The sequence below is a fragment of the Microvirga sp. BSC39 genome, from assembly GCF_000739015.1.
In the GTDB taxonomy this organism is placed as follows: domain Bacteria; phylum Pseudomonadota; class Alphaproteobacteria; order Rhizobiales; family Beijerinckiaceae; genus Microvirga.
Window position 1 is genome coordinate 22,347 of sequence record NZ_JPUG01000069.1, and the last position, 26,200, is coordinate 48,546.

The window sequence follows — 26,200 nt, forward strand, 5'->3', positions numbered from 1 at the left end:
GACCAGCGTGTCATTTTCGGCTGGAGCGCAGCGGAGGGGAAGGGAGTCCATAACACCGCGCCTGATCGCAGATCCCATTCCCGGCCCTCGGGCCGCCGGGATGACAGACAGGAGGCGCTACGCCTCTCCCTTGGATGACAGCACCTCTTCCACGATCCGCGCCGCCCGTTCGCTCGGAACCTCGTCGCCGATCTTCATGAGAGTGTCGAGCTTGCCGAACGCCCTGATCTGCCGCTGGCGTTCCGGGGTGTCGCTGAGAAGGGGCAGGAGCGCATCGGCCAGCCTCTCGGGCGTGCAGTCCCATTGAATGAGCTCAGGGATGACGTTCTCACCGAGCACCAGGTTCGTGAGCACGATGGAAGGCGCCTTGATCAGGTATTTCAGCACTTCCTCGATCTTCGAGACCCGGTAGGCCACCACCATCGGCACGCCTGAGAGCCCCAGTTCCAACGTGACGGTACCCGAGGCGGCAAGAGCCGCGTCGGCCTGCCGGAAAGCGGCCCATTTGGCCCCCTCGCCCTCGACGATCCGAGGCTTCACGCTCCAGTTCTCTACCCGCGCTCGAATCTCATCGGCAACATGAGAAACAGCCGGGATCGTCACCTCGAAAGGAGGCGCCGAGCGCTCCTTCAGCAGCGCCAGGGCAGCGCCAAACGGCTCCATGAGACGGCTCACTTCCGAGCGGCGACTGCCGGGCAGGACGAGCAGGTTGATGGGCTGGCCCTCGACGCGCTGCCTCTCACCGGGTGCAGGCCTGATCTCGTCGAGACGCTCGATGAGCGGGTGCCCGACATAGGTCGTCGGCGGGCCGCCCAGGCGTTGATGCGCCTCGGGCTCGAAGGGCAGCAGCGCGAGGAGATGGTCCACATAGGCCCGCATCTTCGGGGCGCGTCCTGGCCGCCATGCCCAGACGGACGGGCTGACGTAATCGACGATGGGAATGTGCGGCGCGCGCCGGCGGACGGCCTTCGCGACACGGTGCGTGAAATCCGGGCTGTCGATGATCACCAGCATGTCGGGCTTTGCCGCGACCACCGCGTCCGCCGTCATGCGGATGCGTTTCAGGATGGCCGGCAGCCGCGCGATCACGGCGGAAATGCCCATCACGGCGATCTCTTCCAGGGGAAAAAGAGAGCTCAAGCCTTCTTTGGCCATGGCATGTCCGCCAACACCACCGAAGCGCAGGCGCTCGGCTCCAAGCCGCGCCTTCAGTGAGCGCATCAGCTTGGCCCCGAGCTGATCGCCCGATTCCTCGCCGGACACGATCCAGACCGTCAGGGGCTTTCTGTCAGCCAAGAGACTTCTCCATCCACGGCAGATCGACGGCGATGAGGAAGAGACCAAGGCGGTCGGCCGCGCGCAGTGTTTCCTCCTGCTCTAGGACGAACGTGGATCCCGCCCCGATGGCGATACCGGCCAGTCCCGCTCTGGCCGCCTCTGTGACAGTGCGGGGACCAATGGTCGGCATGTCGACCCGCAGGTCCTGACCGCGCTTGGCGGCCTTGATCAGCACCCCACCCTCTTCGCGGCGGCGAAGGCCGAACCATGACTGTCGCAGGTGTCTTACCCGTCGGATCATTCCGTCGGTGCCTTCAGGCCCCTCGATGGCGAGGACATGCCTGCGGTCGACGACGGCTCCCTGCCCGATATCGAAGTCCGATAGGGAAACGAGAAGCTCCAGCCCAAAGGCTATGGCCTCATGGTCGTCGGCTCCCGGCTGCCGCGCACCGGTGAGCAGGCGGGAGGCTACGAGATCGGGGGCAAGCTCATGGGCGCCGATAACCCGATGCCCACGCTCCTCCAGCAGCATCACGGCGCCGCGCAGCACTTGGTCATCCCCTCGCGCAATGACCTCCTTCACCTCGTGCATGTTGCGAAGCAGGGAGTAGGCGCTCAGCAGTGCGGAAAAGCCAGGTCGGCGAACGGCTCCGACGAGGGAGACGGCCTGTGGCCGCCAGCCCTCGAGGGTGCTCATGATGGTCTTGAGATCGAGAAGATCGACGGTAGCGTGAGCACGGCGCTGCAGTTCGGCCTCCGCAAAGCCGCGGAAGGCCAAGACCCGGACGTCCTGTCCCGTCCGCTCCAGATGGCTCAAGAGCTGGATGGGAAGCTGCCCGGCCCCGGCGAGGATTGCAATGGGGCCGTGGGGCATCATCCGGATGAGCTGACGGGATCCCGTGGGGTGCAGATTGCTCGATCCTTGCCCTCACGAATGAAGTCGAGGATCTCGTGCACGAAGGGATGGCTGTCGAACTCGCCTGCCACATCTTCAACGCGCTCGGACAAGGTGCCCTCATCGGCGAAGAGAAGGCGATACGCACGACGGATATCGTGGATCTGCTCGCGGGTGAACCCGCGGCGGCGCAGGCCGATGATGTTGAGGCCGGCGAGATGCGCCCTATTGCCCATGGCCATGCCGTAGGGAATCAGGTCGTTCTCCAGCCCTGACATGCCGCCCACGAAGGCGTGAGAGCCGACGCGGGCGAACTGAATGACGGCTGAGCCCCCACCGAAGATCACGAAGTTGCCCACCGTGACATGGCCTGCCAGCATGACGTTGTTGGACAGAATGCAGTCGTTCCCAACCTTCGTGTCGTGGCCCACATGGGAGCCGGCCAGGAAGGCGCAGCGATCGCCGATCACGGTGCGGAGGCCGCCGCCCTCGGTGCCGGGGTTCATGGTCACGCCTTCGCGGATCATGCAGTCGGCACCAATCTCGAGCGTCGAAGCCTCGCCCTTGTACTTCAGATCCTGCGGAATGTGGCCGATGGAAGCGAACGGAAAGATCCTCGTCCGAGGACCGATTGTGGTACGCCCGGCCAAAGCAACATGGCTGATGAGCTGGCAGCCCTCGCCGAGCTCCACCTCGGGTCCAACTGTGCAGAACGGGCCGATCTTCACGCCCGGACCGATCTTGGCGCCGTCCTCGATGACGGCGCTCGGATGAATCACCGTTTCCATTAGTCGTTCACCAGCATGGCGCTGACTTCGGCTTCGCAGACGAGAACACCATCGACCTTCGCCTCGCCCTTGTACCACCACATGTTGCGGCGGTTGTTCAGCTTGCGCATGTGGAACTCGACCCGGTCGCCCGGCTCGACCGGCTTGCGGAACTTCACCTTGTCGATCGTCATGAAAAACACCTGCTTCGGCTTGGCCATCTGGGCCATTTTGGCCTTCACGCAGATGGCGCCCGCCGTCTGAGCCATCGCCTCGATCAGAAAAACGCCAGGGAAGATCGGGCGCGAGGGGAAATGGCCCGTGAATTGTGGCTCATTGAAGGTGACGTTCTTGATGCCGATGCACGAATTGTCGCCGTCGATCTCGATGATCTTATCGACCAGAAGAAAGGGATACCGGTGCGGCAGCAGCTCCAGGATCTCCATGATATCGGCGGTTTGAAGCGTGGTGGGCGCTTCGGACATGACGGGAACTCCGAACGGTAAGAATGCCTTCAACAAACGTTATGAAGACGCATCGTCGTCTTTGGCGGAATCGCCCCCGGATGCAAGCTTTTTCAGCGCCGTGATCTCACGGAACCATTCCCGCATGGGTCGGGCGGGAATGCCACCCCAGCGAGCTCCCGGCGGGACATCGCCGTTGACGCCGCTGGTGGCTGCGATCTGGGCACCCATGCCGATCCGGACGTGCCCTTTCACGGCCACCTGGCCGCCGATGGCCACATAATCCTCGATGGTGGTCGAGCCGGCGATGCCGACCTGGGCCACGATCACGCAATGACGCCCGATGACCACATTATGGGCAATCTGGACGAGGTTATCGATCTTGGTGCCCTCGCCGATCACGGTATCGCGGCTGGCACCCCGGTCGACCGTCGTATTCGCCCCGATTTCCACGTCGTCCTGGATGATGACGCGTCCGACCTGCGGCACCTTCAGATGCCCCTGCGGCCCCATCGCAAAACCGAAGCCGTCCTGCCCGATCCTGACACCCGGATGGAGAATGACCCGGTTGCCGAGATAGGCATGGGTGACAGTCACGTTAGGGGCAATGGAACAGTCCCGCCCAATCCTGACGTTCGGTCCGATGACCGAGTGAGCGCCGATCAGGGTGCCTGATCCGATCTCCGCATGCGGCCCGATGACGGCGCCTGGATCCACGCGCACCCCATGCTCCAGCCTCGCAGAGGGATGGACGAAGGAGCCGGGGGATACCCCGGTCGCGGCAAAGGACGATTCCGGCCGCATGGCGGACGGAAACAGGATCGCCAGAACCTGAGCGAAAACCCGATAGGCCTGGGGCGTGACCAAGGCCACCGTGCCGGAGGGCACCTTGGAGGCGTAGCGTGGCGTCACCAAGCAGGCTGTGGCTTTGGTCGCCACCAGCGCCCCGACATAGGCGGGATTGTCCATATAGGCGAGATCGCCAGGACCTGCGTTCTCGAGGGGAGCAACCCCACGAAGCAAAAACTCCCCGTCGGCGCCGTCGGGGAGCGTTACATTGGCCATCTCCGCCACCTGACGCAGATTCAACGTCTGGCTTTGCGGGAAGAAGTTCGATTCAGCCATGAAGAATAAGTGAGGGCGCCTTTCGGCGCCCTCCCCGATTAGAAGCGTGTGCCGCCCGTGAACCGGAAGGCCTGGGTGCGGTCGCCGCCGACCAGAGCTCCGTTTCTGATTACACCCTCTTCCTTGGAGAGTGCGTACGCATAGTCGAAGCGGATCGGACCGAGCGGAGAGGTCCACAGGATCGAAGCACCGACCGACGAGCGCAGCTTGCTGCTGTCTTGGACATCGATCCTACCGCCGTCGACACCCTCGAAGACTGTCGGGCCGTCATAGCCGTAGAGCGTACCGGCGTCGGCGAACACGGCGCCTCTCAGACCCAGTTCACGCGGCAGGACCGGGATGGGGAACTGCACTTCGAGCGAGCCGCCGAAATAGGTGGTCCCACCGAGGGCATTCGCCCTGCTGTCGGTTGTCGAAATGTCGCGCGGGCCGATGCCGTTGGACGCGAAACCGCGCACCAGGGACGGGCCCATGAAGAAGTGGTCGATGATCCGCAGATCGCCGCCCGCGTCGCCATTGTCGCCGAGGCCCATGATGTGGCCGCCCTGGATGCGGGCGATACCGACGACATCCTCGAGGAGTTCACGGTAGTAGCGAGCGTCACCGGTCACACGGAAGAAGCGGGAGTCGCCGCCAAGTCCGGCGAAGTCCGTCTTCACCTCGCCATAGAAGCCGTTGCGAGGATTACGGGTGCTGTCGAGGGTATTATAGTTGAAGGTCAGGCCGGCCAGGGAGGTGATCGTCTCGCCCTGAGCGTTCTTGATGGCGAGAGATGCCTCGCCGTTCTCCAGGCAGTTGGTGGCAGTCGTGACCCCGGGGATCGGGAACGAGCAATCGTTGTACGGACGATCCTCATCGTTCGGGATCGTGATTTCCTGCTGGTACAGCGAGTACCGTGCCGTGACCGTGAACTCTTCCGTGAACGGAAGGCCCAGGCGCAGCGTACCGCCAGTCATCCGGTTCTCGTAGCGGGAGTACCGGGTCTGGTCGCTGAACTTCGAGAACAGGTCGATACCTGCCGACATCCGGTAGCCCAGGAAGTACGGCTCGGTGAACGAGAAGTCGATACCGTGAGCGCGCTGTCCGAGCTGGCCTGCGAGGCGCACGAACTGGCCGCGGCCCAGGAAGTTGGTCTCGGTCACGGAGACTTCGCCGATGAAGCCGTCGGCCGTCGAGTAGCCGCCCGAGATCGAGAAGGCGCCGGTGGACTGATCTTCCACATCCACGTTCACGACCACACGGTCGGCCGAGGAACCAGGCTCGTTGGAGACACGAACCTGCTTGAAGTAGCCGAGATTGTTCAGGCGACGCTCGGCGCGGTCGATCAGAACCTGGTTGTAGGCATCGCCTTCGCCGAGCTCGAATTCGCGACGAATAACGTAATCGCGGGTGCGGCTGTTGCCGCGTACGTTGATGCGCTCGATGTAGATCCGCGGGGCTTCCTCAACCACGTAGGTGAGGCTGATCGTGCGGGTCGACGGGTCGCGGGCACCCACGGGACGCGCGAGGGCGAAGGGATTGCCCTGACGGGCAACGTTGGCGGTGAGATTCTGAACCGACTTCTCAACGGCTTCGGCGTTGTAGACCGAGCCTTCCGAGGTCGAAATGCCCCTGCGCAGGGCCTCGGGATCGACTCCGGGCAGACGGGGATCGACGCTCACGCTGCCGACCCGGTACTGCTCACCCTCTTCGACCGCGATGGTGATGACGTAGCCACCGCCATTGGCATCGAACGCAACGTCGCTGGAGACGATGCGGAAGTCCGCATAGCCGTTCTTCAGGTAATAACGACGGATCAGCTCCAGATCGTTGGCGATGCGGGCCGGATCATAGACGTCGGTGCTCTTGAGGAAGCTTAGGAGATTCGTCTCGGTGGTCTGCATGACGCCACGCAGGCGGCTGGACGAGACCTGGTTGTTGCCGACGAACCGGATTTCCTTCACGCCGGTCTTGTCACCCTCGACGACCGTGTAGACCACGTCCACCGTGCCATTGGGGAGGTCGACCACACGCGGCGTGACCTGGGCAAGGCCCCGGCCGGACATCCGATAAATCTCGAGGATGCGACCAACGTCGGCATCCACAGCGGCCTGATTGTAGGGCGCGCGAGCGCGGGCCTGGAACTGATCCTGAAAGGCCGCGCTCTCGACCTTCTTGTTCCCTTCGACCACCACACGGTTGACGATGGGACCCTGAGCGGCCGAAGCACGGCGATTCCTTGGGGCCACCTGCTGCGCGAAGGCGCTCTCCGCGGCAGTAATCCCAGCCATCAGCGCGCTGATCGCGATAACGGCGGTGGTGGCCGGCTTCTTCCGGCGAGGCGTGGTCGTCGACATCATCAACTGGCCCGTTCTTTGTCTTTAATCCCTAGCAGGGGTGTCCCCGCAGGCTGGAGACGAGTGCCCCCAACCTTATCCATGTGAAGCGCTTGTACAAACTTTCGCCGCTATTGCAAACGGCGCGTCCACAACAGAGTAGCGATTTTTATCCTGCGTGGCGTCCTTGTCACGATCCCGGGCTCATAAAACTGGTGCCAAGGTGAACAAGATCATTCCAGGTGGCGAACAACATGAGCATCGCCACCAGGGCAAACCCGATTCTGAAGCCAATTTCCTGGGCTTTTTCGCTCAGAGGACGGCCGCGCACGGCTTCAATGGCATAGAACAGGAGATGGCCGCCATCCAGCAGGGGAATGGGGAAAAGGTTAATGAGGCCGATGGAGACCGACATGAAACCGATCAGGCTGACAAGGCTGTACACCCCGCCGATATCGAAAGCAGTCCCGGAGGCCCGGGCGATTCCGATCGGCCCCGAGAGCTGATCGGCCGATTCCACCCCCACCACCAGGCGCCGGATGAAGTTGATCGTCCGCTCGACAAGGTTCCAGGTCTCGACCACGGCAGCCTTCAAGGCCCCCCAGGGAGAATAGGTCAGGCGTTTGATGGCCGAGGGGTCACGGGAGGCCTCAACGCCCAGAAGGCCGATGCGCTGCTTACCAAATGGACTGGTCCGCTCGACGAAATTCGGCGTCGCCGTAAGGGCGACCGTTTCGCCGTTGCGCTCCACCGTGAACGCCAGGGGCTCGCCTGCGCTGGAGCTGACAATGAGCTGCATGTCGGCAAAGGTCTGGATGCTCCTGCCCTCGACGGTCAGGATCAGATCCTTGGGCTGAAAACCTGCCTTCTCGGCCGCGCTGCCCGGCTGAACCGCCTCGATCCGCGGCTCCAGAACCGCCCGTCCGTTGAAGTAGTTGAAGCCTGCGAAGATCGCGATTGCCAGGATAAAGTTGGCGATCGGCCCCGCTGCCACGATGGCAGCCCGCTTGGCGACATTCTGGTGAGGGAAGCTGATGGCGCGCTGCTCGACCGGCATCTGATTGAGCTGACCCTGGTCCGGGACGCTCGCGGCGTTGAGATCGCCAACGAACTTCACGTACCCTCCGAGAGGAATGGCAGAGATCTTCCACCGCGTCCCCTTCTTGTCCGTCCAGCCGATCAGCTCGCGCCCGAATCCGATGGAGAAGGCCGTCACGCCAACGCCGCACAGCCGACCGACCCAGAAGTGGCCGAACTCATGAACGAAGACGACCACCGTGAGCACGACGAGGAAAGCGACCAGGGTCAGGAACAGAGAGCCTGTTGCGCCGCCGATCATCGAGAGAAAGTCCATCTGTGTCCCTTTCGCGCCCTATCGAACCTGTACGGCTTCGACAGGGGCTGGAATGAGCCTGCGCGCCGTCTCCCGGGCCTCCTGATCGATAGCCAGGGCATCGGGGACGGTCGACGGCGTTGAAATCTGTCTTCCGGAGAAAATCGAGCAAAGCCTCTCAACAATCTCTGAAATATCATAGAATCCGATTGTGCCTGCCATGTAGGCCTCGACGGCGATCTCATTGGCGGCATTCAGGATCGTGGGCATCGCCCCTCCTGCCTTGAGCGCAGCCTTCGCCAAGGACAGGCACGGGAACCGGTCCTCATCGGGCCGCTCGAAGCTTAAACGGCCAATCGCGGCAAGATCGAGACGAGGCAGGTCCATCCTCAGGCGCTTGTCACCCCGGAGCGCATTCGCGATCGGGACCTTCATGTCAGGCAAGGCGAGGCCGGCCGTGACGGCGCCATCGCTCCATTGGACAAGTCCATGAACGATGGCCTCCGGATGAACCAGCACATCGAGGCGCTCTGCGCCGAGACCGAACAGATGATGAGCCTCGATCAATTCGAGGCCCTTGTTCATCAGGGTGGCGGAGTCGATGTTGATCTTCGATCCCATGGACCAGACCGGGTGAGCCGAAGCCTCCTTGGCGCTGGCTTTCGCAATCTGCTCTCTCGGCGTGTTGCGGAACGGCCCGCCGGTTGCGGTGATGATCGCCTTTTCGACATCCCGGTTGATGCCCGCGGCGAGGGCTTGATCCAACGCATTGTGCTCGGAATCGACCGGCATGATCTCGGCACCGAGGCGACGAGCATCGGCCATGAAGGCATCGCCGGCGCAGACAAGGCTTTCCTTGTTGGCCAGGGCAATCCGCCTCCCCGGCTTCAGGGCGGCATAGGTCGGGGCGAGGCCTGCAGTTCCGCTGATGGCGGCCAGGACAATGTCGGTCTCGCGCCCGGCGGCCTCCAATACGGCGGCCTCGCCTGCTCCGCTCTCGATTCCCGTCCCGGAGAGTGCCTGCCGCAGGGCCTCACCTCCGCGCTCGTCGGCCAGCGCTGCGAATTTTGCCCCAAGACGGCGGGCGACCTCTGCCAAGGCCAGAGCATCGCGGCCGCCCACAACAGCCTCGACACTGAGTTCGTCGCGGTGGGCCAGCACCACATTCGCCGTCGATCGGCCGATCGAGCCGGTTGCTCCAAGGATCGTGAGGGAACGGGTCATCAAGGCCTATACGGTGGGATCGAGGGTCAGAAGAACAAGAGCGACGATGAGGCAGACAGCCCAAAAGCCATCGAGCCGATCCATGACTCCGCCATGGCCTGGGATGAGGTGACTTGAATCCTTGACCTGGCAATGGCGCTTGAGAGCCGACTCGCCAAGATCGCCGACCTGGCTGGCGATGGACGCCACGACGGAAAGAGCCGCGATGCCGGTAAAAGTCAGAGGCAGGGCGGCGTCATAGCGCTGACCGACCCAGGCGACTAGGAGCCCGCACGCGGTTGCGGCAACGACCCCACCGATGAAACCGGACCACGTTTTCTTGGGGCTGATGGGGGGGCAGAGCTTCGGCCCCCCGAAGGTCCGACCCGTGAAATAGGCTGCGATATCGGTGGCCCAGACCACCGCGAACATCCAGAGCAGGCCGACGATCCCAAGATCCGGATGAGCGCGCACGATCGGTGGGATGAGAACGACCGGGGCCGCATAGACAAAGCTGGAAACAGCCCAGACTCGTTTCTGAGCACCGGACACCGCCAAGGCTCCGGCCAGCAAGAAGGCGAGGCTTACGACGAGGGAGAGCCAGATGCCGGCGCTGAGCAGGAAAAGGAGCGTCAAGGCCGCAAGGCCCAAACCAAGGATGGTCTGGACAAGGCGACGGGGCTCGATCCCTGTCATGTCGGTCCATTCCACCACGATGGCGATCCCGGCTGCCAGCCAGAACAAGGCAAAAGGCCAGCCGCCCAGATAGGCCGTGAGGAGCGCGGCGGCCACCATGACAAGGGCCGACAGGACCCTGGCCGACAGTTCCTTGGATGGGACCGGCTTGGGGTGAGGCGGCGATGAGCCTTCGTCCGCAACCATCGTCAGACAGCCCGGGCGCTCAGCCCGCCGAAGCGGCGGTCGCGCCTGCAATACTCATCGATGGCGGACTTGAACACCGTCTCGTCGAAATCGGGCCAGTAGCCCGGCAGGAACACGAACTCGGAATAGGCAGTCTGCCACGTCAGGAAGTTCGAGACCCGCTGCTCCCCGGACGTCCTGATGACCAGATCCGGGTCCGGTATGCCATGGGTGTCGAGAGCCGCCCCGACCGTATCCATGTCGATATCGGCTGGATCGAGGCTGCCTTCCTTCACCCGCAGGGCCAGAGCCCGGATGGCGCTCACGATCTCCTGCCGCCCGCCATAGTTGAAGGCGATCACCAGGGTCAGACCCGTGTTGGAACGGGTGAGCTGCTCCGCCTCGTCCAGGAGGAGGCGGATGTCCGAGGCCAGGCCCTCCCGCTCTCCGATGATCCGGACCCGGATGTTGTTGGTGTGAAGCTCGGCCAGATCATGGCGGACGAACCGCTTCAGAAGCCCCATGAGATCGGAGACCTCTTCAGCCGGACGCCGCCAGTTCTCGGCGGAGAAGCTGTAGACGGTCAGGTAGCGGATCCCGAGGGCACCCGCGATCCGCACGGCCCGACGGATCGCCTCGACGCCGCGCCGGTGCCCCTCGAAGCGGGGCAGGCCCCGTTGAGCAGCCCAGCGGCCATTCCCATCCATGATGATGGCAACGTGGGCCGGCATCCCCTCGCCTGCTTCCCTGCAGGCAAAGCCTGGATCCACCCGTTTGGCTTCGCCGCTCATGATGTCCTGTTCCGATGCACGTCTGATCCTCAGACGTGCATGATTTCCTTTTCCTTGGCGACCAGAATGCTGTCGATCTCGGTCACGAACTGATCCGTCGCCTTCTGCACCTGGTCGGCATGGCGCTTTCCGTCATCCTCGCTGATCGCGCTGTCCTTCTCAAGCTTCTTGAGGAGATCGAGGCCGTCGCGGCGCACGTGACGAACGGCGACCTTCGCCTCTTCGGCATATTTGTGCGCGACCTTTACCATCTCCTTGCGGCGCTGCTCGTTCATCTCGGGGATGCGCAGCCGGATGACCTGGCCTTCCGTCTGGGGATTGAGGCCGAGATCCGACTCGCGGATCGCCTTCTCCACGGCAGCCACCATGCCCCGGTCCCAGACCTGCACGCTGAGCAGGCGCGGCTCCGGCACGTTGACGGTAGCCACCTGCGAGATCGGCATCGCTGCGCCATAGGCGTCGATCTGGATCGGATCGAGCAGATTCGGGGAGGCGCGGCCCGTCCTGAGGCTGCCCAGGTCGTTCTTGAAAGCGTTGATGGCGCCCTGCATGCGGCGCTTCACATCGGCGATATCAAAGGTCGTAGCCATCGGTTTTGTCCTTACGCGAACTGTCTAAACGGGCTTACGCCCCCCAAGGTCCCGCATCAAGACCCTTGGATCAAGGGGCGACGACCGTGGAGGGCACTTTCCCCTGGAGAAGAGCCGTGACGGAGCTGGGAGCATGCACCGAGCCCACGATGATCGACAGCTTGCTCTCGCGAGCCAGTGCGAAGGCCGCCGTGTCCATCACCTTCAGGTCCCTGGCGATGGCCTCGTCATGGGTCAGACGGTCGAATCGGACCGCATCCGGGTCCTTCTTGGGATCGGCCGAGTAGACGCCGTCCACCTGGGTGGCCTTGAGCACCGCATCGCAGCGCAGTTCGGCCGCGCGCAGGACCGCGGCGGTATCGGTGGTGAAGAACGGGTTGCCGGTGCCGCCGGCCAGGACAACCACCTGCCCCTTGTCCAGGTGATGCAGGGCGGGCTGGCGGGCATAGGTCTCGCAGATCGTCGGCATGGAAACCGCCGACATGGTGCGGGCCGGAACGCCGGCGGCGTTCAGGGCCGTCTCGATGGCGAGCGAGTTCATGACCGTGCCGAGCATGCCCATGGAATCGGCCGTGGGGCGGTCGATCCAGCCGGCAGCGCTCATGCGGGCTCCGCGGATGATGTTGCCGCCGCCGATGACCACGGCGATCTCGAAGCCGGCCCGGGTGGCCTGGGCGAGATCCTCAGCCAGGGAGGACAGAGTCTGAGGATCGAGCCAGTAGCCGTCGGGAGCCATCAAGGCCTCACCGGAGAGCTTCACCAGGATGCGCCGGAACGTTGCCATCATCAGACCTTTCTTTTCGAACCCTCTCATGAAAACGGCGGCTGAGGAGCCGCCGTTTTGCTTAAGGTCGATTTAGGCCTTGAGACCGGCCTGGGCGGCCACTTCCGCCGCGAAGTCCGGAGCCTCCTCCTTCTCGATGCCCTCGCCGAGGGCATAGCGGACGAAGGCCTTCAGGGTCACCGGCTTGCCGGCCTTGCCCTCGGCTTCCTTGAGCACCTGGGTCACGGTCTTGGACGGATCGTGCACGAAGGGCTGCTCCAGGAGCGTGACTTCCTTGAAGTAGCTCTTCAGGCCGCTCTCGATGATCTTCTGCATGACGTGGTCCGGCTTGCCGGCGTTCTTGTCGCGCAGAATGGCGCTCTCGCGCTCGACGGTGGCCTGATCGACGCCGGAGGCATCGAGAGCAAGCGGGCTGGTTGCCGCCACGTGCATGGCGATCTGACGGCCGAGCGTGCCGAGAACAGTCACGTCACCCTCGGATTCCAGGGCCACGAGCACGCCGATCTTGCCGAGGCCTTCGGTGACGGCGTTGTGCACGTAGGACGCGATCACGCCCTTCGACACCTCAAGCTTCGTCACGCGGCGCAGGGTCATGTTCTCGCCGATGGTGGCGATGAGCTCCTGCAGCCGGTCCTTGACGGTCGTCTGCGAACCCGGGAAGTGGGCAGCCTCGAGGGACTCGATGGTGCCGTTGCCCATGAGGCCGATCTTGGCGGCTTCGCGGACGAAGGCCTGGAACTGATCGTTGCGGGCGACGAAGTCGGTCTCGGAGTTGACCTCGAGGATCGTCGCGGTGTGACCGGACGACTCGACGGCCACGAGGCCCTCGGCAGCGACGCGGCCGGCCTTCTTGGCGGCCTTCGACAGACCCTTCTTGCGGAGCCAGTCGATCGCGGCCTCCATGTCGCCGTTGGTCTCGGCGAGAGCGGCCTTGCAGTCCATCATGCCGGCGCTGGTCGTCTCGCGCAGCTCTTTCACCATCGCAGCGGTAATGTTCGCCATGGCTGTTCCTTTCAAAGGTTTACGCATAGAGGGAGCCCGGCGCTCGTGGAACGCCGGGCTCGATCATTCGTTCAAGCGGCGCTGCAGGGTGCGGCGCCGTAAGGCTTACGCAGCAGCGGCTTCGATCATCGAGCGGGCCTGGTTGATCCAGCCATCGCGCTCGAGGCGGCCGTTCAGCTTCAGGTCCTTGTCGAGCTGGGCGATATCGCCCGGCTGCATGGCAGCGAGCTGCCAGTAGTGGAAGATGCCGGCTTCGTTCAGCTTCTTCTCGAGCTGCGGGCCAACGCCGTTGAGCTTGGTCAGGTCGTCCGGAGCGCCGCGGGGAGCAGCCAGACGCTCGAACTGCTCGCCCTCATAGGCGGAGACGGCAGCCGTGTCGTTGGCCGGAAGCTCTTCAGCCATCGGGTTCTCGGAGGCACCGATGTCGATGCCCATGTCGCCGGCGCCGCGGGAGATGCCGTCGAGGGCAGCGCGGGCAACCAGGTCGCAATAGAGCGAGATCGCACGGCCGGCGTCGTCATTGGCCGGGACCGGGAAGGTGATGCCGTCCGGATCGCAGTTCGTATCGACGATGGCCGCCACCGGGATGCCGAGGCGCTTGGCCTCCTGGATCGCCAGCTGCTCCTTGTTGGTGTCGATGACGAAGATCAGGTCGGGCGTGCCGCCCATGTCCTTGATGCCGCCGAGGGCGCGCTCGAGCTTTTCCTTCTCGCGGGCGAGCATGAGGCGCTCTTTCTTCGTGAGGCCCTGGCCGCCGCCGGCGAGGATCTCGTCGACCTTGCGCAGGCGGGAGATCGAGCCGGAGATGGTCTTCCAGTTGGTCAGCATGCCGCCGAGCCAGCGGGAGTTCACGTAGTACTGCGCCGAACGCTTGGCCGCATCGGCAACCGCATCGGAAGCCTGACGCTTCGTGCCGACGAAGAGCACGCGGCCGCCCTTGGCCACCGTGTCGCTGACGGCCTGGAGGGCGCGGTGCAGCATCGGAACCGTCTGGGCGAGGTCGATGATGTGGATGTTGTTGCGGGTGCCGAAGATGAACTGACCCATCTTCGGGTTCCAGCGGTGGGCCTGGTGGCCAAAGTGAGCGCCAGCCTCAAGCAGGCTGCGCATCGAAAAATCGGGAAGCGCCATAATCTATTCTCCGGTTAAGCCTCCGCGGAACAGTGGACCGGACCCTTCCGGCCACCGGGGGTTCCTCATGAGTCATGAGGGGATTCCGCGTGTGGGATGCGGGCGCATATAGGAGCAAACGCGAGGAAACGCAAGCGGGACGTTCTCCTGCCGGGGCATGGCGCCGTCTCCTCCCCGCTGTCATCCCCGCGCAGGCGGGAAGCCATAAACACGACGTTTTAGGAAAGGCGGGCAGCGTTACGCTTCATCCTGCCTCGTCAGCGGTTATGGATCCCGGGCTCGGCTGCGCCGCCCCGGGATGACAGCGTTTTATTTTGAGGACGATCCCGGATCGGCTGCGCCGTTCGGGATGACGATCTCTGTCAAAGAGCCAGCGCCTCTAGGCCTGAGGCCGGGAAGCCTCAAGCCTGAAGGTGATCGAGGGTGGCGCGAATGGCAGCCCGGCTCGATGTGTGTATTGGAATGGAAGAGCCGGAGTGCCTCTTCGCGCACGGCTTCTTTAGGCGGACAAGCGGTGCCGGCCCGGGGACCGCTCAAGGCGGGGTCCGCCTGCTCGACGGGGGCCTGAGACCGATTCCGACCACCGGCACACAGCCTGGGCCTCCCATCAGCCGGGTTTGCGAGACCCTGCTATGGGACCGTGCCTGCCTCCACACTGCGACGCCTCGCGAGCGCGCCCCTCGTCAGAGGCAGGTCTACACAACGATATAGCCGAGCTTGCAGCTTTTGTCAAGAACAAAACAAGAACACACATGCGCCCGCCACCCCTCTCCCTGTGCGAGGGAGGGCTCCCGCACTGCCTCAATTCATATGAACGTCCACCACCCCGGGCACCGCCCGGAGAGCGCCGGCGACCTGAGGCGAGGCCATGTATTTGCCGGGAAGCTTGACCTCGACCTCCCGGTCTCCATCGTCGAGAATCAGCACCAGGGACACCTCGCCCTCGCCTCTCGCCTTCAGGCGCTCCTGCACACTCGGGATCGGCCGCTCGTCCCGCAGGAAGATCCGCATGCCCTTCTGGTGTTTGGCGAGAGCTTCTTCGAGAGGCTCGGCGATGCCGATGCGCGCCCTCACCTCCTCGCCTTCCATTCCGGCCTGGAGCATCAGGACGACGGCGGCGCCAGGCTCCAGCACCTCGCGGAACCGCATCAGGCCCTCCGAGAAGATGATGGCTTCGAACTGCCCGGTCTGATCGGAGAGCATGAGAATGCCCATCTTGTTGCCTGTCTTGGTCCGGCGCTCCTGCCGGTCGAGCACGGTGGCCGCGACACGCCCGACGGAATTGCCTGCCTTCACGGAACGGCAGAATTCCACCCAGGTCTGAACCCGCAGCTTCTTGAGCAGGTCGCCGTATTCGTCGAGCGGATGGCCCGACAGGAAGAAGCCGACCGCATCGTATTCCCGCTGCAGCCTCTCGGCCGCCGGCCAGGGATCGTAGTGCCCGATCCGCAGTTGGACATCGGCTGAAGCGACGCCTCCGAACATGTCCATCATGCCGCCATTGGCGGCTTCATGGGATTGCTGGGCGAGGCTCATCATGGCGTCGATGGATGCGCAGGCCTTGGCGCGGTCCGGCTCGATCTCGTCGAATGCGCCGGCGGCGATCAGGTTCTCCAGCGTGCGCTTGTTGAGCATGCGCGGATTGATGCGCCGGGCGAAGTCGGCGAGATCCTTGAAGGGCTTGTCCCCACGGACCTCGATCACGCTCTCGATGGCCTGCCGGCCCACGCCTTTGACGGCGGCCAGCGCATAGAGAATCTGCCCCTGGCCGTCCGCATCGTACTGCACGTCGAACACCACTCCCGACCGGTTGATGGACGGCGGGATGACCTTGAAGCCGAGGCGCTGCGCCTCGCGGCGGAATTCCGACAGCTTGTCGGTGTTGTCGAGATCGAGCGTCATGGACGCGGCCAGGAACTCGACCGGATGATTGGCCTTCAGATAGGCGGTCTGGAACGCGACGAGCGCATAGGCCGCCGCGTGGCTCTTGTTGAAGCCGTAATCGGCGAACTTCGCGAGCAGGTCGAAGATCTCGTTGGCCTTCGCCTTGTCGAGGCCGCCCTCCTTGGCACCCGAGACGAAGCGCTCGCGCTGCGCGTCCATCTCGGCCTTGATCTTCTTGCCCATGGCGCGGCGCAGAAGGTCCGCGTCGCCGAGCGAGTAGCCAGAGAGGACCTTGGCCACCTCCATCACCTGCTCCTGGTAGACGATGATGCCGAAGGTCTCGCGCAGGATCGGCTCCAGTTTGTCGTGGGGGTACCAGTCCTTCTTGTTGTGCTCGTCTTTGCCCAATTTACGGGCGCAATAGACCGGGATGTTCGCCATCGGACCCGGACGATAGAGCGCCACGAGGGCGATGATATCCTCGAAGCGGTCGGTCTCCATTTCGACGAGGGCTTTGCGCATGCCCGCCGATTCCACCTGGAACACGCCGACCGTCTCGCCGCGCTGGAGCATCTCGTAGGTTTTGCGGTCGTCGAGCGGCAGCGCCGAGAGATCGACTTCGATGCCTTTGCGGCGAATGAGGTCGGCCGCGGTGCGCAGGACGGTGAGCGTCTTGAGGCCCAGGAAGTCGAACTTCACGAGGCCCGCCTGCTCGACCCATTTCATGTTGAACTGGGTCACGCGCATGCCGGTTTTCGGGTCTCGGTAGAGCGGCACCAGTTCCTGCAGCGGACGGTCGCCGATCACGACGCCGGCCGCGTGAGTCGAGGCGTGCCGGTGCAGGCCCTCGAGCTTCTGCGCGATGTCGAGCATCCGCTTGACGACGGGTTCCTCGTCGATGGCCGCCTGCAGTTTCGGCTCGCCTTCGATGGCCTGTGCGAGAGTCACCGGGTTGGCCGGGTTCTGCGGCACGAGCTTGGTGAGCTTGTCCACCTGGCCGTAGGGCATCTCCAGCACGCGGCCGACGTCGCGCAGCACGCCGCGGGCGAGCAATGTGCCGAAGGTGATGATCTGCGCCACCTGCTCTTCGCCGTATCGCTGCTGCACATACTGGATGACGCGCTCGCGTCCGTCGACGCAGAAGTCGATGTCGAAGTCGGGCATCGACACGCGTTCCGGATTCAGGAAGCGCTCGAAGAGAAGGCTGAACCGCAGGGGATCGAGGTCGGTGATGGTGAGCGCATAGGCCACGAGCGAACCGGCACCGGAGCCACGGCCCGGGCCCACGGGAATATCGTGGTCCTTCGCCCATTTGATGAAGTCCGCCACGATCAGGAAGTAGCCGGGGAACTGCATCTTGCGGATGATGCCGACCTCGAAGGCGAGGCGGTCGCGGTAGTCCTGCTCGGTCAGGCCCGGTGCCGGCCCATGCGCGGCGAGACGCTTGGCGAGGCCTTCCTCCGCCTGACGCTGCAACTCCTCGCCTTCGTCGAGAGTGGCGGCGTCAGGGCCGGTGCCGAAACTCGGGAGAATGGGCTTGCGGGTCCTCACGCGCGTGGCGCAGCGCATGGCGATCTCGACGCTCGCCTGCAGCGCGTCCGGCAGGTCCGCGAACAGCTCCATCATCTGCTGGCGCGTCTTGAAGTGGTGCTCAGGCGAGAGGCGGCGGCGATCCGGGTTCGAGACGATCTGCCCTTCCGCAATGGCGAGCAGCGCATCGTGCGCTTCGTAGTCCTTCGACGAGGAGAAGAATGGCTCGTTGGCGGCAACGATCGGCAGGCCGTTGCGGTCTGCGAGCGTCAGCAACTCGCCCTCGATCAGGCGCTCGTCCTCCAGTCCATGTCGCTGGATCTCGACATAGAGCTGATGGCCGAAAGCTTCCTTCAGGGTATCGAGCCTTGCCTGCGCCAGGTCCTGACGCCCGCCGTTGCGCAGGGCGCTGTCGAGGGGGCCCGTAAAGCCGCCCGTCAGGGCGATGATGCCCTGGCTGTGAGTCGACAGCACGGGAGCGGCAACGCGGGGGCTTTCGCCCAGCGGCACGCCGAAATAGGCGTGGCTCACGAGGCGCATGAGGTTGCGATAACCCTCCTCGTTCTGCGCCAGCAGCACGATGTTGGCGGGCTGGGGCACCACGCGGGCCACCGGGTCGGCCTCCTCGAAACAGACCGAGAGCTGGACGCCCGCGATAGGCTGGATGCCGGAGCTCGCCATCTTCTCGGAGAATTCGAGACCGCCGAAGAGATTGTTGGTGTCGGTGAGCGCCAGCGCCGGCTGCTTGTCGGCGGCGGCGAGTTTCGCCAGTTGCGCGATCTTCAGGGCACCCTCGAGCAGCGAATAGGAGGAATGCACGTGCAGATGAACGAAGCCGATATCGTGAAGAATGCGCGCCATGAAACTCTACTCACTCAATGGCACGCATAGTGACACGATTCTTTCCTCGAAATCCTAACCCGGGACCTTGAGGACTATGTTCCTGTGAATCGCGGTGGGTTGTTGTGGATTTCCGGTATCAAGCGATGGGAGAAAGAACCAGAGCCCAGATTGCCACGGCCAAGCCGAACATGGCGAGAGAAGCGATTTCGGCGGCGGTCTCGATGATGAAGCGAAGCATGGTGTGATCTCCGTGTTCCCAATATGTTCATATTTGTTCATTGGATGTTCTGTGTAAAGCCTGTGCAGAGGCTGCTGTCGTGACGGAGTCAACAAAGCGTAAAGACGCGATCCCCCAGACGGGAGCGCCTCAAGGGCGTCTAGCGCCACTTCAGACTGAAAGAATGAAAGCTCAGGGCAGCTGAACGATCAGCCCATCGCGGATGGTCACGCGCCGGTCCATGCGGGCGGCGAGATCCATGTTGTGGGTGGCGATGAGAGCCGCGAGCTTCGAGGCGCGGACGATGGCCACGAGGGTCTGGAAGACCCGGTCGGCCGTGTGCGGGTCGAGGTTGCCGGTGGGCTCGTCGGCCAGCAGCAGGCGCGGGGCATTGGCAACCGCGCGGGCGATGGCGACGCGCTGCTGCTCACCGCCGGAGAGCTCGCCCGGGCGGTGGTCGAGGCGCTTGCCCAACCCCAGGAAGGTCAGGAGCTGCTTCGCGCGATCCTGTGCTTCCGCCTTCGGCAGACCGCGGATGAGCTGCGGGATCACCACGTTCTCCAGGGCGGAGAATTCCGGCAGGAGATGGTGAAACTGGTAGACGAAGCCGAGTTCCTCGCGGCGGACGCGGGTGCGATCCTGGTCGTTCATGGCGGCCGTCTGCTTCGAGCCGACGAAGACCTCGCCGCCATCGGGCTTTTCAAGCAGCCCCGCCACATGAAGCAGGGTCGACTTGCCCGTGCCCGAGGGCGCCACGAGGGCGACGATCTCGCCCGGCCAGATCGCAAGGTCTGCCCCGCGCAGCACTTCGAGGAAGCTGTCACCCTGCGGGTAGCGACGCTCGACTTTCGACAGGTACAGGGCGGGCTGGGACTGGGCTGGCGACATACTCAACCGTAACGCAACGCTTCGACAGGATCGAGTTTCGCGGCCCGCCAGGAGGGATAGAGGGTCGCGAGCAGCGACAGCACCATCGCCATGATGAGAATGGTCGCCACTTCGGTGGGGTTCACATCGGCAGGCAGTCGGCTCAGGAAATAGAGTTCAGCCGGAAAGAGATTCGTGCTCGTGAGCCGCGAGATCACATCGCGGATGGTCTCGACATTGAGCGCGAGCAGGAGACCGAGGCCGAAGCCCGCGATGGTGCCGACGATGCCGATGGAAGCGCCCGTAATGAGAAAGACCCGCATGATGGCGCCGCGTGTCGCCCCCATGGTGCGCAGGATCGCGATGTCCTCCGACTTGTCCTTCACGAGCATGATGAGGCCGGAGATGATGTTGAGCGCCGCCACCAGCACGATGAGCGTGAGGATGAGGAACATCACGTTGCGCTCGACCTCGAGCGCCCCGAAGAAGGTTCGGTTGCGCTGGCGCCAGTCGGTCATCAGGATCGGCCGCCCCGCCGCCTCGTCGATGGCCATACGCGCCTCGTCCACCCGGTCGGCATTGTCGAGATAGACCTCGATCAGCTGCACGTCGCCCTGACGGTTGAAATAGTTCTGTGCCTCCGTGAGCGGCATGAACACGAAGGTGGAGTCGAACTCCGACATGCCGATCTCGAAGATCGCCTTGACCGGATAGCCTTTTACCCGCGGTGCCGTGCCGAACGGCGTGGAGGCGCCACGGGGCGTAATCAGCGTAAACGTATCGCCCGCCTGGAGCGACAGGGCATCGGCGAGACGCCGGCCGATCGCCACCCCCTCGCCTCCTTCGAAATCATCGAGCGTGCCCTGACGGATATTGCCGGAGATATGCTGGATCTTCTGCAGGTCCTCAGGGCGAATGCCGCGCACGAGCACACCGCTGCCGTTGTACTGCGAGGAACCGAAGGCCTGCCCCTCCACGAGCGGAATGGCGCGCCTGACGCCCGGCACGGCGGCGATGCGCGCGGCGACCTCCGGATAGTCGGTCAAGGGGCTTTCCAGGGGGGCCACGAAGATATGGCCGTTGATGCCGACGATCTTGTCGAGCAGCTCCTTGCGGAAACCGTTCATGACCGAGAGCACCACGATCAGCGTGGCGACGCCGAGCATGATGCCAAGGAACGAGAAGCCGGCGATGACCGAAACGAACCCTTCCCGCCGCCGCGTGCGCAGGTAACGCCCGGCGAGCATCCACTCGAAGAGCGAGAAGGGTTTCGTCCCCGTAGGTGTCGCTTTGGTGTCCGGTGCCTTGGCCATGGGAGCTTATCGGTGACCGATCAGGCGCGCGGCCACGTCCTCGAGGGACAGCGTCTCGCGCTCACCGGTGGCGCGGCGCTTCAGCTCCACCTTGCCCTCGGCAAGGCCCTTCGGACCGATCACCACCTGCCACGGCACGCCGATGAGGTCGGCGGTAGCAAACTTGCCGCCAGGGCGCTCGTCGCGATCATCGTAGAGTACGTCGCGGCCGGCGGCGGAGAGCTCGCGGTAGAGCCGCTCGCAGGCAGCATCCGTGGCGGAGTCGCCTGCCTTCAGGTTGAGGATCGCAACGTCGAAGGGCGCCACGGCCTCGGGCCAGATGATGCCGTTCTCGTCGTGGCTGGCCTCGATGATGGCGGCGATCAGGCGGCTCGGGCCAATGCCGTAGGAGCCCATATGGACGTCCCGCTCCTGCCCGTCCGGCCCCATGACTCTCGCGCCCATGGGCTCGGAATACTTGGTGCCGAAGTAGAAGATGTGGCCGACCTCGATGCCGCGCGCGGACATCTTCTTCTCGCCCGGAACGGCGTCAAACGCCGCAGCATCGTGCATCTCGGATGTCGCGGCATAGAGCGACGTCCACTTGTCGACGGTGCTCTGCAGGCCGGGAACGTCGTCGAAATCGGTGTCGACCGCCGGAATGTCGAAGTTCAGGTAATCCGCGTGGCAGAACACCTCGCTCTCGCCCGTCGAGGCCAGGATGATGAACTCGTGGCTCAGGTTTCCGCCGATGGGGCCGGTATCCGCCCGCATCGGGATGGCTTTCAGGCCCATCCGGGCGAAGGTGCGCAGGTAAGCCACGAACATCTTGTTGTAGGAATGGACGGCGCCGGCCTGATCGAGATCGAAGGAGTAGGCGTCCTTCATCAGGAACTCGCGGGAACGCATGACGCCGAAACGCGGGCGCACTTCGTCCCGGAACTTCCACTGGATGTGATAGAGGTTCAGGGGCAGGTCCTTGTAGGAGCGCACATACCCACGGAAGATCTCCGTGATCATCTCCTCGTTGGTGGGGCCGAACAGCATCTCACGCTCATGGCGGTCCTGGATGCGCAGCATCTCCTTGCCATAGGCGTCGTAGCGACCCGACTCGCGCCACAGATCGGCCGACTGGATCGTGGGCATGAGAAGTTCGACGGCGCCGGAGCGGTTCTGCTCCTCGCGGACGATGGCGTTGACCTTGTTCAGGACCCTCAAGCCCAGCGGCAGCCAGGCATAGATGCCCGCCGATTCCTGGCGAATCATGCCCGCGCGCAGCATCAGGCGGTGGGAGACGATCTCCGCCTCCTTGGGCGTCTCGCGGAGGATGGGGAGGAAGTAGCGGCTCAAACGCATGGGACGCCTTTTAAGGTCTCGATCTGAACGGAAGCTGAGTAACGACTCGTTTCCCGCACACAACACAGGCCCCGGGCAAAAGACAAGCTGTCATCGGTTCGCAGGGCCTGCGGCGAGGCGGATTAGACCAAAGATGAATACATGAAACGCCGAATTTTGCATCATCGACGGCTTGAGAAAGGTGACACCCCAACGGAAGGTGACTATAAACAAAATCCTAACGTCTTTAGACCTTCAAGGGTCAGAGGCTACGGTCCGAGTTTCGGGAGGAACAAGACCCCTAAGCGCCAGACAGGCGCCGGCCTAAGAATGCCAGGGATCAAAAATTGCCAAAAGGCAGTTCAGGCAAGGCGAAAGCCTTGCTTTTCTTTTGGGCTGAGCCTCGAAGACTTCAAAGTCCTGCCAGCGGGAAGACCGCTGCGACGATCACCAGCACCACCGAAGCGACGAGTGTCGTCCAGATCGCCTTCTCGCGCAGGGCGGGAAGCGCAGGCGCTCCGGGCTCGCTGCCTCGGACCACCTCACCGGTCTCCGCCTGGCTGCGGACGCCGAAGGGCAGAACGGCAAAGAGCAGAATCCACCAGATCACGAAGTAGAGGGCCAAGCTGCCGCTCACCCGCAGGTCGAAGCCGTTGACCGCGATGGCTACGCCAAGCGCTGAGACGACCACCACGACGCCCAGGGTGGACCAGACCGAGCCGGAAAGGGTTTTCACAAGGTTTGTCAACAGCTTGTCCTCAGGCTTGCTCAAGCTCGATGAGAGTACCATTGAAGTCTTTCGGGTGCAGGAAAAGCACGGGTTTTCCATGAGCTCCGATCTTCGGCTCGCCGGTTCCGAGCACCCTGGCCCCGGAATTCACAAGCTGGTCCCGTGCAACTTCGATATCGTCGACCTCGTAGCAGATGTGATGCATCCCGCCGTCCGGGTTCTTCTCCAGGAAGCGGGCAATGGGGGATTCCGCGCCTAAGGGCTCCAACAGCTCGATCTTGGTGTTGGGCAGCGTGATGAACACGACGGTCACACCGTGCTCCTCAAGCGGCTCAGGCGCCGACACCTGGGCACCAAGGGTCTTGCGGTAGACCTCGGAAGCCGCCGCGATATCGCGAACCGCGATGGCAACATGATTGAGACGTCCGATCATCTGGCTCTCCCAGGGCTCGATACCCTATGCCTCGATCACGAGAACATGGCAGGCGGGCTTCTTGCCCCATTCCTGGTTCACGGCCGCGCGGACCGCCCGGTGGACGGCGTTCTCGACCGCCTCCGGATCCCGGCGCTTGGCCTTCGGCAACCCATCGAGCAGGTCCGCCACGGTGTCGGCGATGATGTCGGTCAGATCCCTGCCCTGCCGGTTCTTGTCCGGCAGGCCCATGGCGTCGATCACCGGATCGCCCACGAGTTCGCCCCGGTCGTCGATAGCGATCGCAACCGTCACGATGCCCGCGAAGGCAAGCTTGCGGCGCTCTGGCAGTGCCCGGTCCCCGGCGCCGATGACGATGTTGCCATCGCGATAGAGACGACCGGCCGGAATGTTGTCGACGATCTCGGCCGGACCGGGCGCGAGACGCACCAGGCTCCCGTTCTTCGCGCGAACCACCTCCGGCACGCCCTGCTGGCGGGCGAACTTCGCATGCTCGCTCAGGTGCAGCGGCTCGCCATGGGCGGGAATCGCGATGCGAGGCTTCGTCCACTGGTACATCTGGGCGAGCTCGCCCCGGCGCGGATGGCCTGAGACGTGGACCAGTTCGGTTCGGTCCGTGATCACCTCGATGCCCTGCTCGATCAGACTGTTGATGATGGAGCCAACCGCCTTCTCATTGCCCGGAATAGCTCGGGACGAGAAGATCACGCGGTCACCGGCAGAGAGCGCAATATCCGGATGCTCATCCTGGGCGATGCGGGCCAGGGCGGCACGGGGCTCGCCTTGGGAGCCTGTGAGAATGGCCACGACTTTGTCGCGCGGCATGTAGCCGAAGCTATCCGCCGCGCGGAACTCGGGCAGATCTTCGAGGTAGCCGCACTCCTTCGCCACGTCGACGACCCGGTCCATGGCCCGGCCCACAACGATCACTTCACGTCCGCACTCGCGGGCGGCCTCCGCCACGGAGCGGATGCGGGCGACGTTGGACGCGAAGGTCGTGATGGCAACCCGATGCGGCGCATCGTTGATCAACTGTGCCAGGTTCTTGGCCACGTCGGATTCGCTGGGGCTGACGCCTTCGCGCACCACATTGGTGGAATCGCAGATGAGCGCCAGAACGCCCTCATCCCCCAAGGAGCGGAACGCCTCCTCCGAGGTCAGGCTGCCGAGATAAGGGGTATTATCGAGCTTCCAGTCGCCCGTATGAACCACGAGACCGTGGGGCGTGCGGATCGCAAGCGCGTTCGACTCGGGAATCGAATGCGCGACCGGCACATATTCGATGTCGAAGGGCCCGAGCTTCAGCCGCTGACCCGGCACGATCTCGTTCAGGTCGATCTTCGGCGCGCCAGCCTCGGACAGGCGGCGCGTTTCCAGGAGACCGATGGCGAATTTCGTGGCATAGACGGGCGCCTGCAGGCGTGGCCACATCTCGACGAGGGCGCCGATGTGGTCCTCGTGGGCATGGGTGATGAAGATACCCAGAAGGTTGTGGCGCTCCTCTTCGATGAAGCGCAGGTCCGGATAGACGAGGTCGATGCCAGGCAGGTTCTCCTCGCCGCCGAAGCCCATGCCGCAATCGACCAGAATCCACTGACGGTCGTTCTCCGGGCCGAAGCCGTAGAGGGCAGCGTTCATGCCGATCTCGCCGAGACCGCCAAGAGGGAGGAAGACCAATTCGTCCTGGTGGGATGCCATTAAGATTGAGACCTTTTCGTGCCAGCGCTCGGCTTGGTTATATCGTGCAGCAAATTGGGAAAATAAAGGTCGCCCGCGTCGATGAGTTCCATGCCGGCGGCGCCGTTGAGCTGCAGGCGTCCGAAACGGTCGAGGCCTTCGAAGACGCCCCGCTTCTCGCCCGAGGGCAGCCGGAGGGTGACCTCCTGCCCCACCCCGGCGGCGCGCTCGAGCCAGAGCTTCCGGATGGCGCCGAACGGATCGGACACGTTGATGCGGGACGATGCCCGCCATGCCGCGAAGGCACTGGCAAAGGCGGAAGAGAGAGCAAGAAAAACCTGATCGCGGCTCAGGTTGGGCTTCACCTGTTGCAGGCTCGTTGCCGGATACGGGGTGCCGGAGGGAGCGAACGATACGTTCACCCCGAAGCCGATCACGGTGGCGAGTTGCCCTCCGGGCTCAAGCCTGTGCCCTTCGAGCAGAAGGCCCGAGACCTTGGCGCCATCAAGCAGAAGATCGTTTGGCCATTTAAGGGCAAGGCGCGGAGCGCCAAGGCCAGTGACCGCCTCCACCGCCTCGTGCAGGGCAAGCCCGGCCACGAAACCAAGCTGCGGCGCAGAGGCGACCTCGCAGGGATCGATCAGCAGAAGGCTGGCATAGAGGTTGCCCTGAGGCGACGACCACTGCCGGCCGTGCCGCCCCCTGCCGGCAAGCTGCTCGGCGGCGACGATCCAGAGCTGGCCCGGATCGCCCGATTGGCCTGCCTGGAGGGCGTCGTCGTTCGTCGAGCCTGTCGCCTCAAGGGAGAGCAGCCTGTATCCGGCGGACTCGGTCTCGGGCGACAGGTGCACGA

The 26,200-nt window shown here is 63.9% G+C and carries 22 protein-coding genes; all 22 read right to left on the reverse strand.

All coding sequences use genetic code 11. The annotated features are described in order from the left end of the window. Positions 1-117 precede the first annotated feature (117 nt). The 22 genes from lpxB to MA07_RS17455 all read right to left on the reverse strand — a co-directional run bounded on the left by lpxB (position 118) and on the right by MA07_RS17455 (position 26,198). Complete coding sequence (gene lpxB, locus MA07_RS17345) at positions 118-1,296, reverse strand: lipid-A-disaccharide synthase (RefSeq protein ID WP_036353779.1); 1,179 nt, start codon at positions 1,294-1,296, stop codon at positions 118-120. Then, positions 1,289-2,155 carry a UDP-2,3-diacylglucosamine diphosphatase LpxI gene (gene lpxI / locus MA07_RS17350; protein ID WP_244445275.1) on the reverse strand — a complete coding sequence of 289 codons (867 nt, stop codon included), beginning with the start codon at positions 2,153-2,155 and terminating at the stop codon, positions 1,289-1,291. Before lpxI ends, lpxB begins: the two co-directional genes overlap by 8 nt. Beyond that, a complete protein-coding gene (lpxA, locus tag MA07_RS17355) occupies positions 2,152-2,961 on the reverse strand; it encodes an acyl-ACP--UDP-N-acetylglucosamine O-acyltransferase (RefSeq protein ID WP_036353781.1) in 810 nt (269 codons plus the stop codon). The genes lpxI and lpxA overlap by 4 nt, the downstream gene beginning before the upstream one ends. Beyond that, complete coding sequence (gene fabZ, locus MA07_RS17360; RefSeq protein ID WP_036353784.1) at positions 2,961-3,425, reverse strand: 3-hydroxyacyl-ACP dehydratase FabZ; 465 nt, start codon at positions 3,423-3,425, stop codon at positions 2,961-2,963. The genes lpxA and fabZ overlap by 1 nt, the downstream gene beginning before the upstream one ends. A 39-nt stretch (positions 3,426-3,464) precedes the next feature. After that, positions 3,465-4,529, reverse strand: a complete 1,065-nt coding sequence (gene lpxD / locus MA07_RS17365) for a UDP-3-O-(3-hydroxymyristoyl)glucosamine N-acyltransferase (protein WP_036353787.1) — start codon at positions 4,527-4,529, stop codon at positions 3,465-3,467. 38 nt (positions 4,530-4,567) lie between these two features. Beyond that, a complete protein-coding gene (gene bamA, locus MA07_RS17370) occupies positions 4,568-6,868 on the reverse strand; it encodes an outer membrane protein assembly factor BamA (RefSeq protein ID WP_036353789.1) in 2,301 nt (766 codons plus the stop codon). Between the two features lie 166 nt (positions 6,869-7,034). Further along, entirely contained in the window at positions 7,035-8,198 is a 1,164-nt protein-coding gene (gene rseP / locus MA07_RS17375) for an RIP metalloprotease RseP (RefSeq protein ID WP_036353792.1), read from the reverse strand. An 18-nt stretch (positions 8,199-8,216) separates the two neighbouring features. Further along, complete coding sequence (gene dxr, locus MA07_RS17380) at positions 8,217-9,401, reverse strand: 1-deoxy-D-xylulose-5-phosphate reductoisomerase (RefSeq protein ID WP_036353795.1); 1,185 nt, start codon at positions 9,399-9,401, stop codon at positions 8,217-8,219. 6 nt (positions 9,402-9,407) lie between these two features. Continuing rightward, a complete protein-coding gene (locus MA07_RS17385) occupies positions 9,408-10,262 on the reverse strand; it encodes a phosphatidate cytidylyltransferase (protein WP_036353799.1) in 855 nt (284 codons plus the stop codon). Between the two features lie 2 nt (positions 10,263-10,264). Beyond that, positions 10,265-10,972 carry an isoprenyl transferase gene (locus tag MA07_RS17390; protein WP_052003281.1) on the reverse strand — a complete coding sequence of 236 codons (708 nt, stop codon included), beginning with the start codon at positions 10,970-10,972 and terminating at the stop codon, positions 10,265-10,267. An 89-nt stretch (positions 10,973-11,061) separates the two neighbouring features. Further along, positions 11,062-11,622 carry a ribosome recycling factor gene (frr, locus tag MA07_RS17395; protein WP_036353802.1) on the reverse strand — a complete coding sequence of 187 codons (561 nt, stop codon included), beginning with the start codon at positions 11,620-11,622 and terminating at the stop codon, positions 11,062-11,064. Between the two features lie 70 nt (positions 11,623-11,692). Then, positions 11,693-12,409 (reverse strand): UMP kinase, encoded by a 717-nt coding sequence (pyrH, locus tag MA07_RS17400; RefSeq protein WP_036353966.1) that lies wholly within the window; start codon positions 12,407-12,409, stop codon positions 11,693-11,695. 69 nt (positions 12,410-12,478) lie between these two features. After that, positions 12,479-13,408: a translation elongation factor Ts gene (gene tsf, locus MA07_RS17405; RefSeq protein WP_036353805.1), complete on the reverse strand. Its 930-nt coding sequence runs from the start codon at positions 13,406-13,408 to the stop codon at positions 12,479-12,481. Positions 13,409-13,513: 105 nt separating this feature from the next. Continuing rightward, on the reverse strand, positions 13,514-14,539 hold the full coding sequence (locus MA07_RS17410; protein ID WP_036353809.1) for a 30S ribosomal protein S2: 1,026 nt from the start codon (positions 14,537-14,539) through the stop codon (positions 13,514-13,516). A gap of 801 nt (positions 14,540-15,340) precedes the next feature. After that, positions 15,341-18,814 carry a DNA polymerase III subunit alpha gene (gene dnaE / locus MA07_RS17420; protein WP_036353816.1) on the reverse strand — a complete coding sequence of 1,158 codons (3,474 nt, stop codon included), beginning with the start codon at positions 18,812-18,814 and terminating at the stop codon, positions 15,341-15,343. A 391-nt stretch (positions 18,815-19,205) separates the two neighbouring features. After that, a complete protein-coding gene (locus MA07_RS17425; RefSeq protein WP_036353819.1) occupies positions 19,206-19,901 on the reverse strand; it encodes an ABC transporter ATP-binding protein in 696 nt (231 codons plus the stop codon). Between the two features lie 2 nt (positions 19,902-19,903). Beyond that, positions 19,904-21,193: a lipoprotein-releasing ABC transporter permease subunit gene (locus MA07_RS17430; protein WP_036353822.1), complete on the reverse strand. Its 1,290-nt coding sequence runs from the start codon at positions 21,191-21,193 to the stop codon at positions 19,904-19,906. Positions 21,194-21,199: 6 nt separating this feature from the next. Next, positions 21,200-22,528 (reverse strand): proline--tRNA ligase, encoded by a 1,329-nt coding sequence (gene proS, locus MA07_RS17435; RefSeq protein WP_036353826.1) that lies wholly within the window; start codon positions 22,526-22,528, stop codon positions 21,200-21,202. A 391-nt stretch (positions 22,529-22,919) separates the two neighbouring features. Beyond that, positions 22,920-23,258, reverse strand: coding sequence for a DUF1467 family protein (locus MA07_RS17440; RefSeq protein WP_244445278.1), 339 nt, complete (start codon positions 23,256-23,258; stop codon positions 22,920-22,922). 7 nt (positions 23,259-23,265) lie between these two features. Beyond that, positions 23,266-23,670 (reverse strand): methylmalonyl-CoA epimerase, encoded by a 405-nt coding sequence (gene mce / locus MA07_RS17445; RefSeq protein ID WP_036353829.1) that lies wholly within the window; start codon positions 23,668-23,670, stop codon positions 23,266-23,268. Between the two features lie 24 nt (positions 23,671-23,694). Further along, entirely contained in the window at positions 23,695-25,368 is a 1,674-nt protein-coding gene (locus MA07_RS17450; RefSeq protein ID WP_036353832.1) for a ribonuclease J, read from the reverse strand. After that, positions 25,368-26,198, reverse strand: a complete 831-nt coding sequence (locus MA07_RS17455) for a biotin--[acetyl-CoA-carboxylase] ligase (protein ID WP_052003273.1) — start codon at positions 26,196-26,198, stop codon at positions 25,368-25,370. The genes MA07_RS17450 and MA07_RS17455 overlap by 1 nt, the downstream gene beginning before the upstream one ends. Positions 26,199-26,200 lie beyond the last annotated feature (2 nt).

Excerpts from the sequence above, each read along its gene's own strand:
- lpxI (WP_244445275.1), bottom strand. The coding sequence starts at position 2,155 with ATGATGCCCCACGGCCCCATTGCAATCCTCGCCGGGGCCGGGCAGCTT.
- lpxA (WP_036353781.1), bottom strand. The coding sequence starts at position 2,961 with ATGGAAACGGTGATTCATCCGAGCGCCGTCATCGAGGACGGCGCCAAG.
- fabZ (WP_036353784.1), bottom strand. The coding sequence starts at position 3,425 with ATGTCCGAAGCGCCCACCACGCTTCAAACCGCCGATATCATGGAGATC.
- lpxD (WP_036353787.1), bottom strand. The coding sequence starts at position 4,529 with ATGGCTGAATCGAACTTCTTCCCGCAAAGCCAGACGTTGAATCTGCGT.
- bamA (WP_036353789.1), bottom strand. The coding sequence starts at position 6,868 with ATGATGTCGACGACCACGCCTCGCCGGAAGAAGCCGGCCACCACCGCC.
- rseP (WP_036353792.1), bottom strand. The coding sequence starts at position 8,198 with ATGGACTTTCTCTCGATGATCGGCGGCGCAACAGGCTCTCTGTTCCTG.
- dxr (WP_036353795.1), bottom strand. The coding sequence starts at position 9,401 with ATGACCCGTTCCCTCACGATCCTTGGAGCAACCGGCTCGATCGGCCGA.
- MA07_RS17385 (WP_036353799.1), bottom strand. The coding sequence starts at position 10,262 with ATGGTTGCGGACGAAGGCTCATCGCCGCCTCACCCCAAGCCGGTCCCA.
- MA07_RS17390 (WP_052003281.1), bottom strand. The coding sequence starts at position 10,972 with ATGCCGGCCCACGTTGCCATCATCATGGATGGGAATGGCCGCTGGGCT.
- frr (WP_036353802.1), bottom strand. The coding sequence starts at position 11,622 with ATGGCTACGACCTTTGATATCGCCGATGTGAAGCGCCGCATGCAGGGC.
- pyrH (WP_036353966.1), bottom strand. The coding sequence starts at position 12,409 with ATGATGGCAACGTTCCGGCGCATCCTGGTGAAGCTCTCCGGTGAGGCC.
- tsf (WP_036353805.1), bottom strand. The coding sequence starts at position 13,408 with ATGGCGAACATTACCGCTGCGATGGTGAAAGAGCTGCGCGAGACGACC.
- MA07_RS17410 (WP_036353809.1), bottom strand. The coding sequence starts at position 14,539 with ATGGCGCTTCCCGATTTTTCGATGCGCAGCCTGCTTGAGGCTGGCGCT.
- dnaE (WP_036353816.1), bottom strand. The coding sequence starts at position 18,814 with ATGGCGCGCATTCTTCACGATATCGGCTTCGTTCATCTGCACGTGCAT.
- MA07_RS17425 (WP_036353819.1), bottom strand. The coding sequence starts at position 19,901 with ATGTCGCCAGCCCAGTCCCAGCCCGCCCTGTACCTGTCGAAAGTCGAG.
- MA07_RS17430 (WP_036353822.1), bottom strand. The coding sequence starts at position 21,193 with ATGGCCAAGGCACCGGACACCAAAGCGACACCTACGGGGACGAAACCC.
- proS (WP_036353826.1), bottom strand. The coding sequence starts at position 22,528 with ATGCGTTTGAGCCGCTACTTCCTCCCCATCCTCCGCGAGACGCCCAAG.
- mce (WP_036353829.1), bottom strand. The coding sequence starts at position 23,670 with ATGATCGGACGTCTCAATCATGTTGCCATCGCGGTTCGCGATATCGCG.
- MA07_RS17450 (WP_036353832.1), bottom strand. The coding sequence starts at position 25,368 with ATGGCATCCCACCAGGACGAATTGGTCTTCCTCCCTCTTGGCGGTCTC.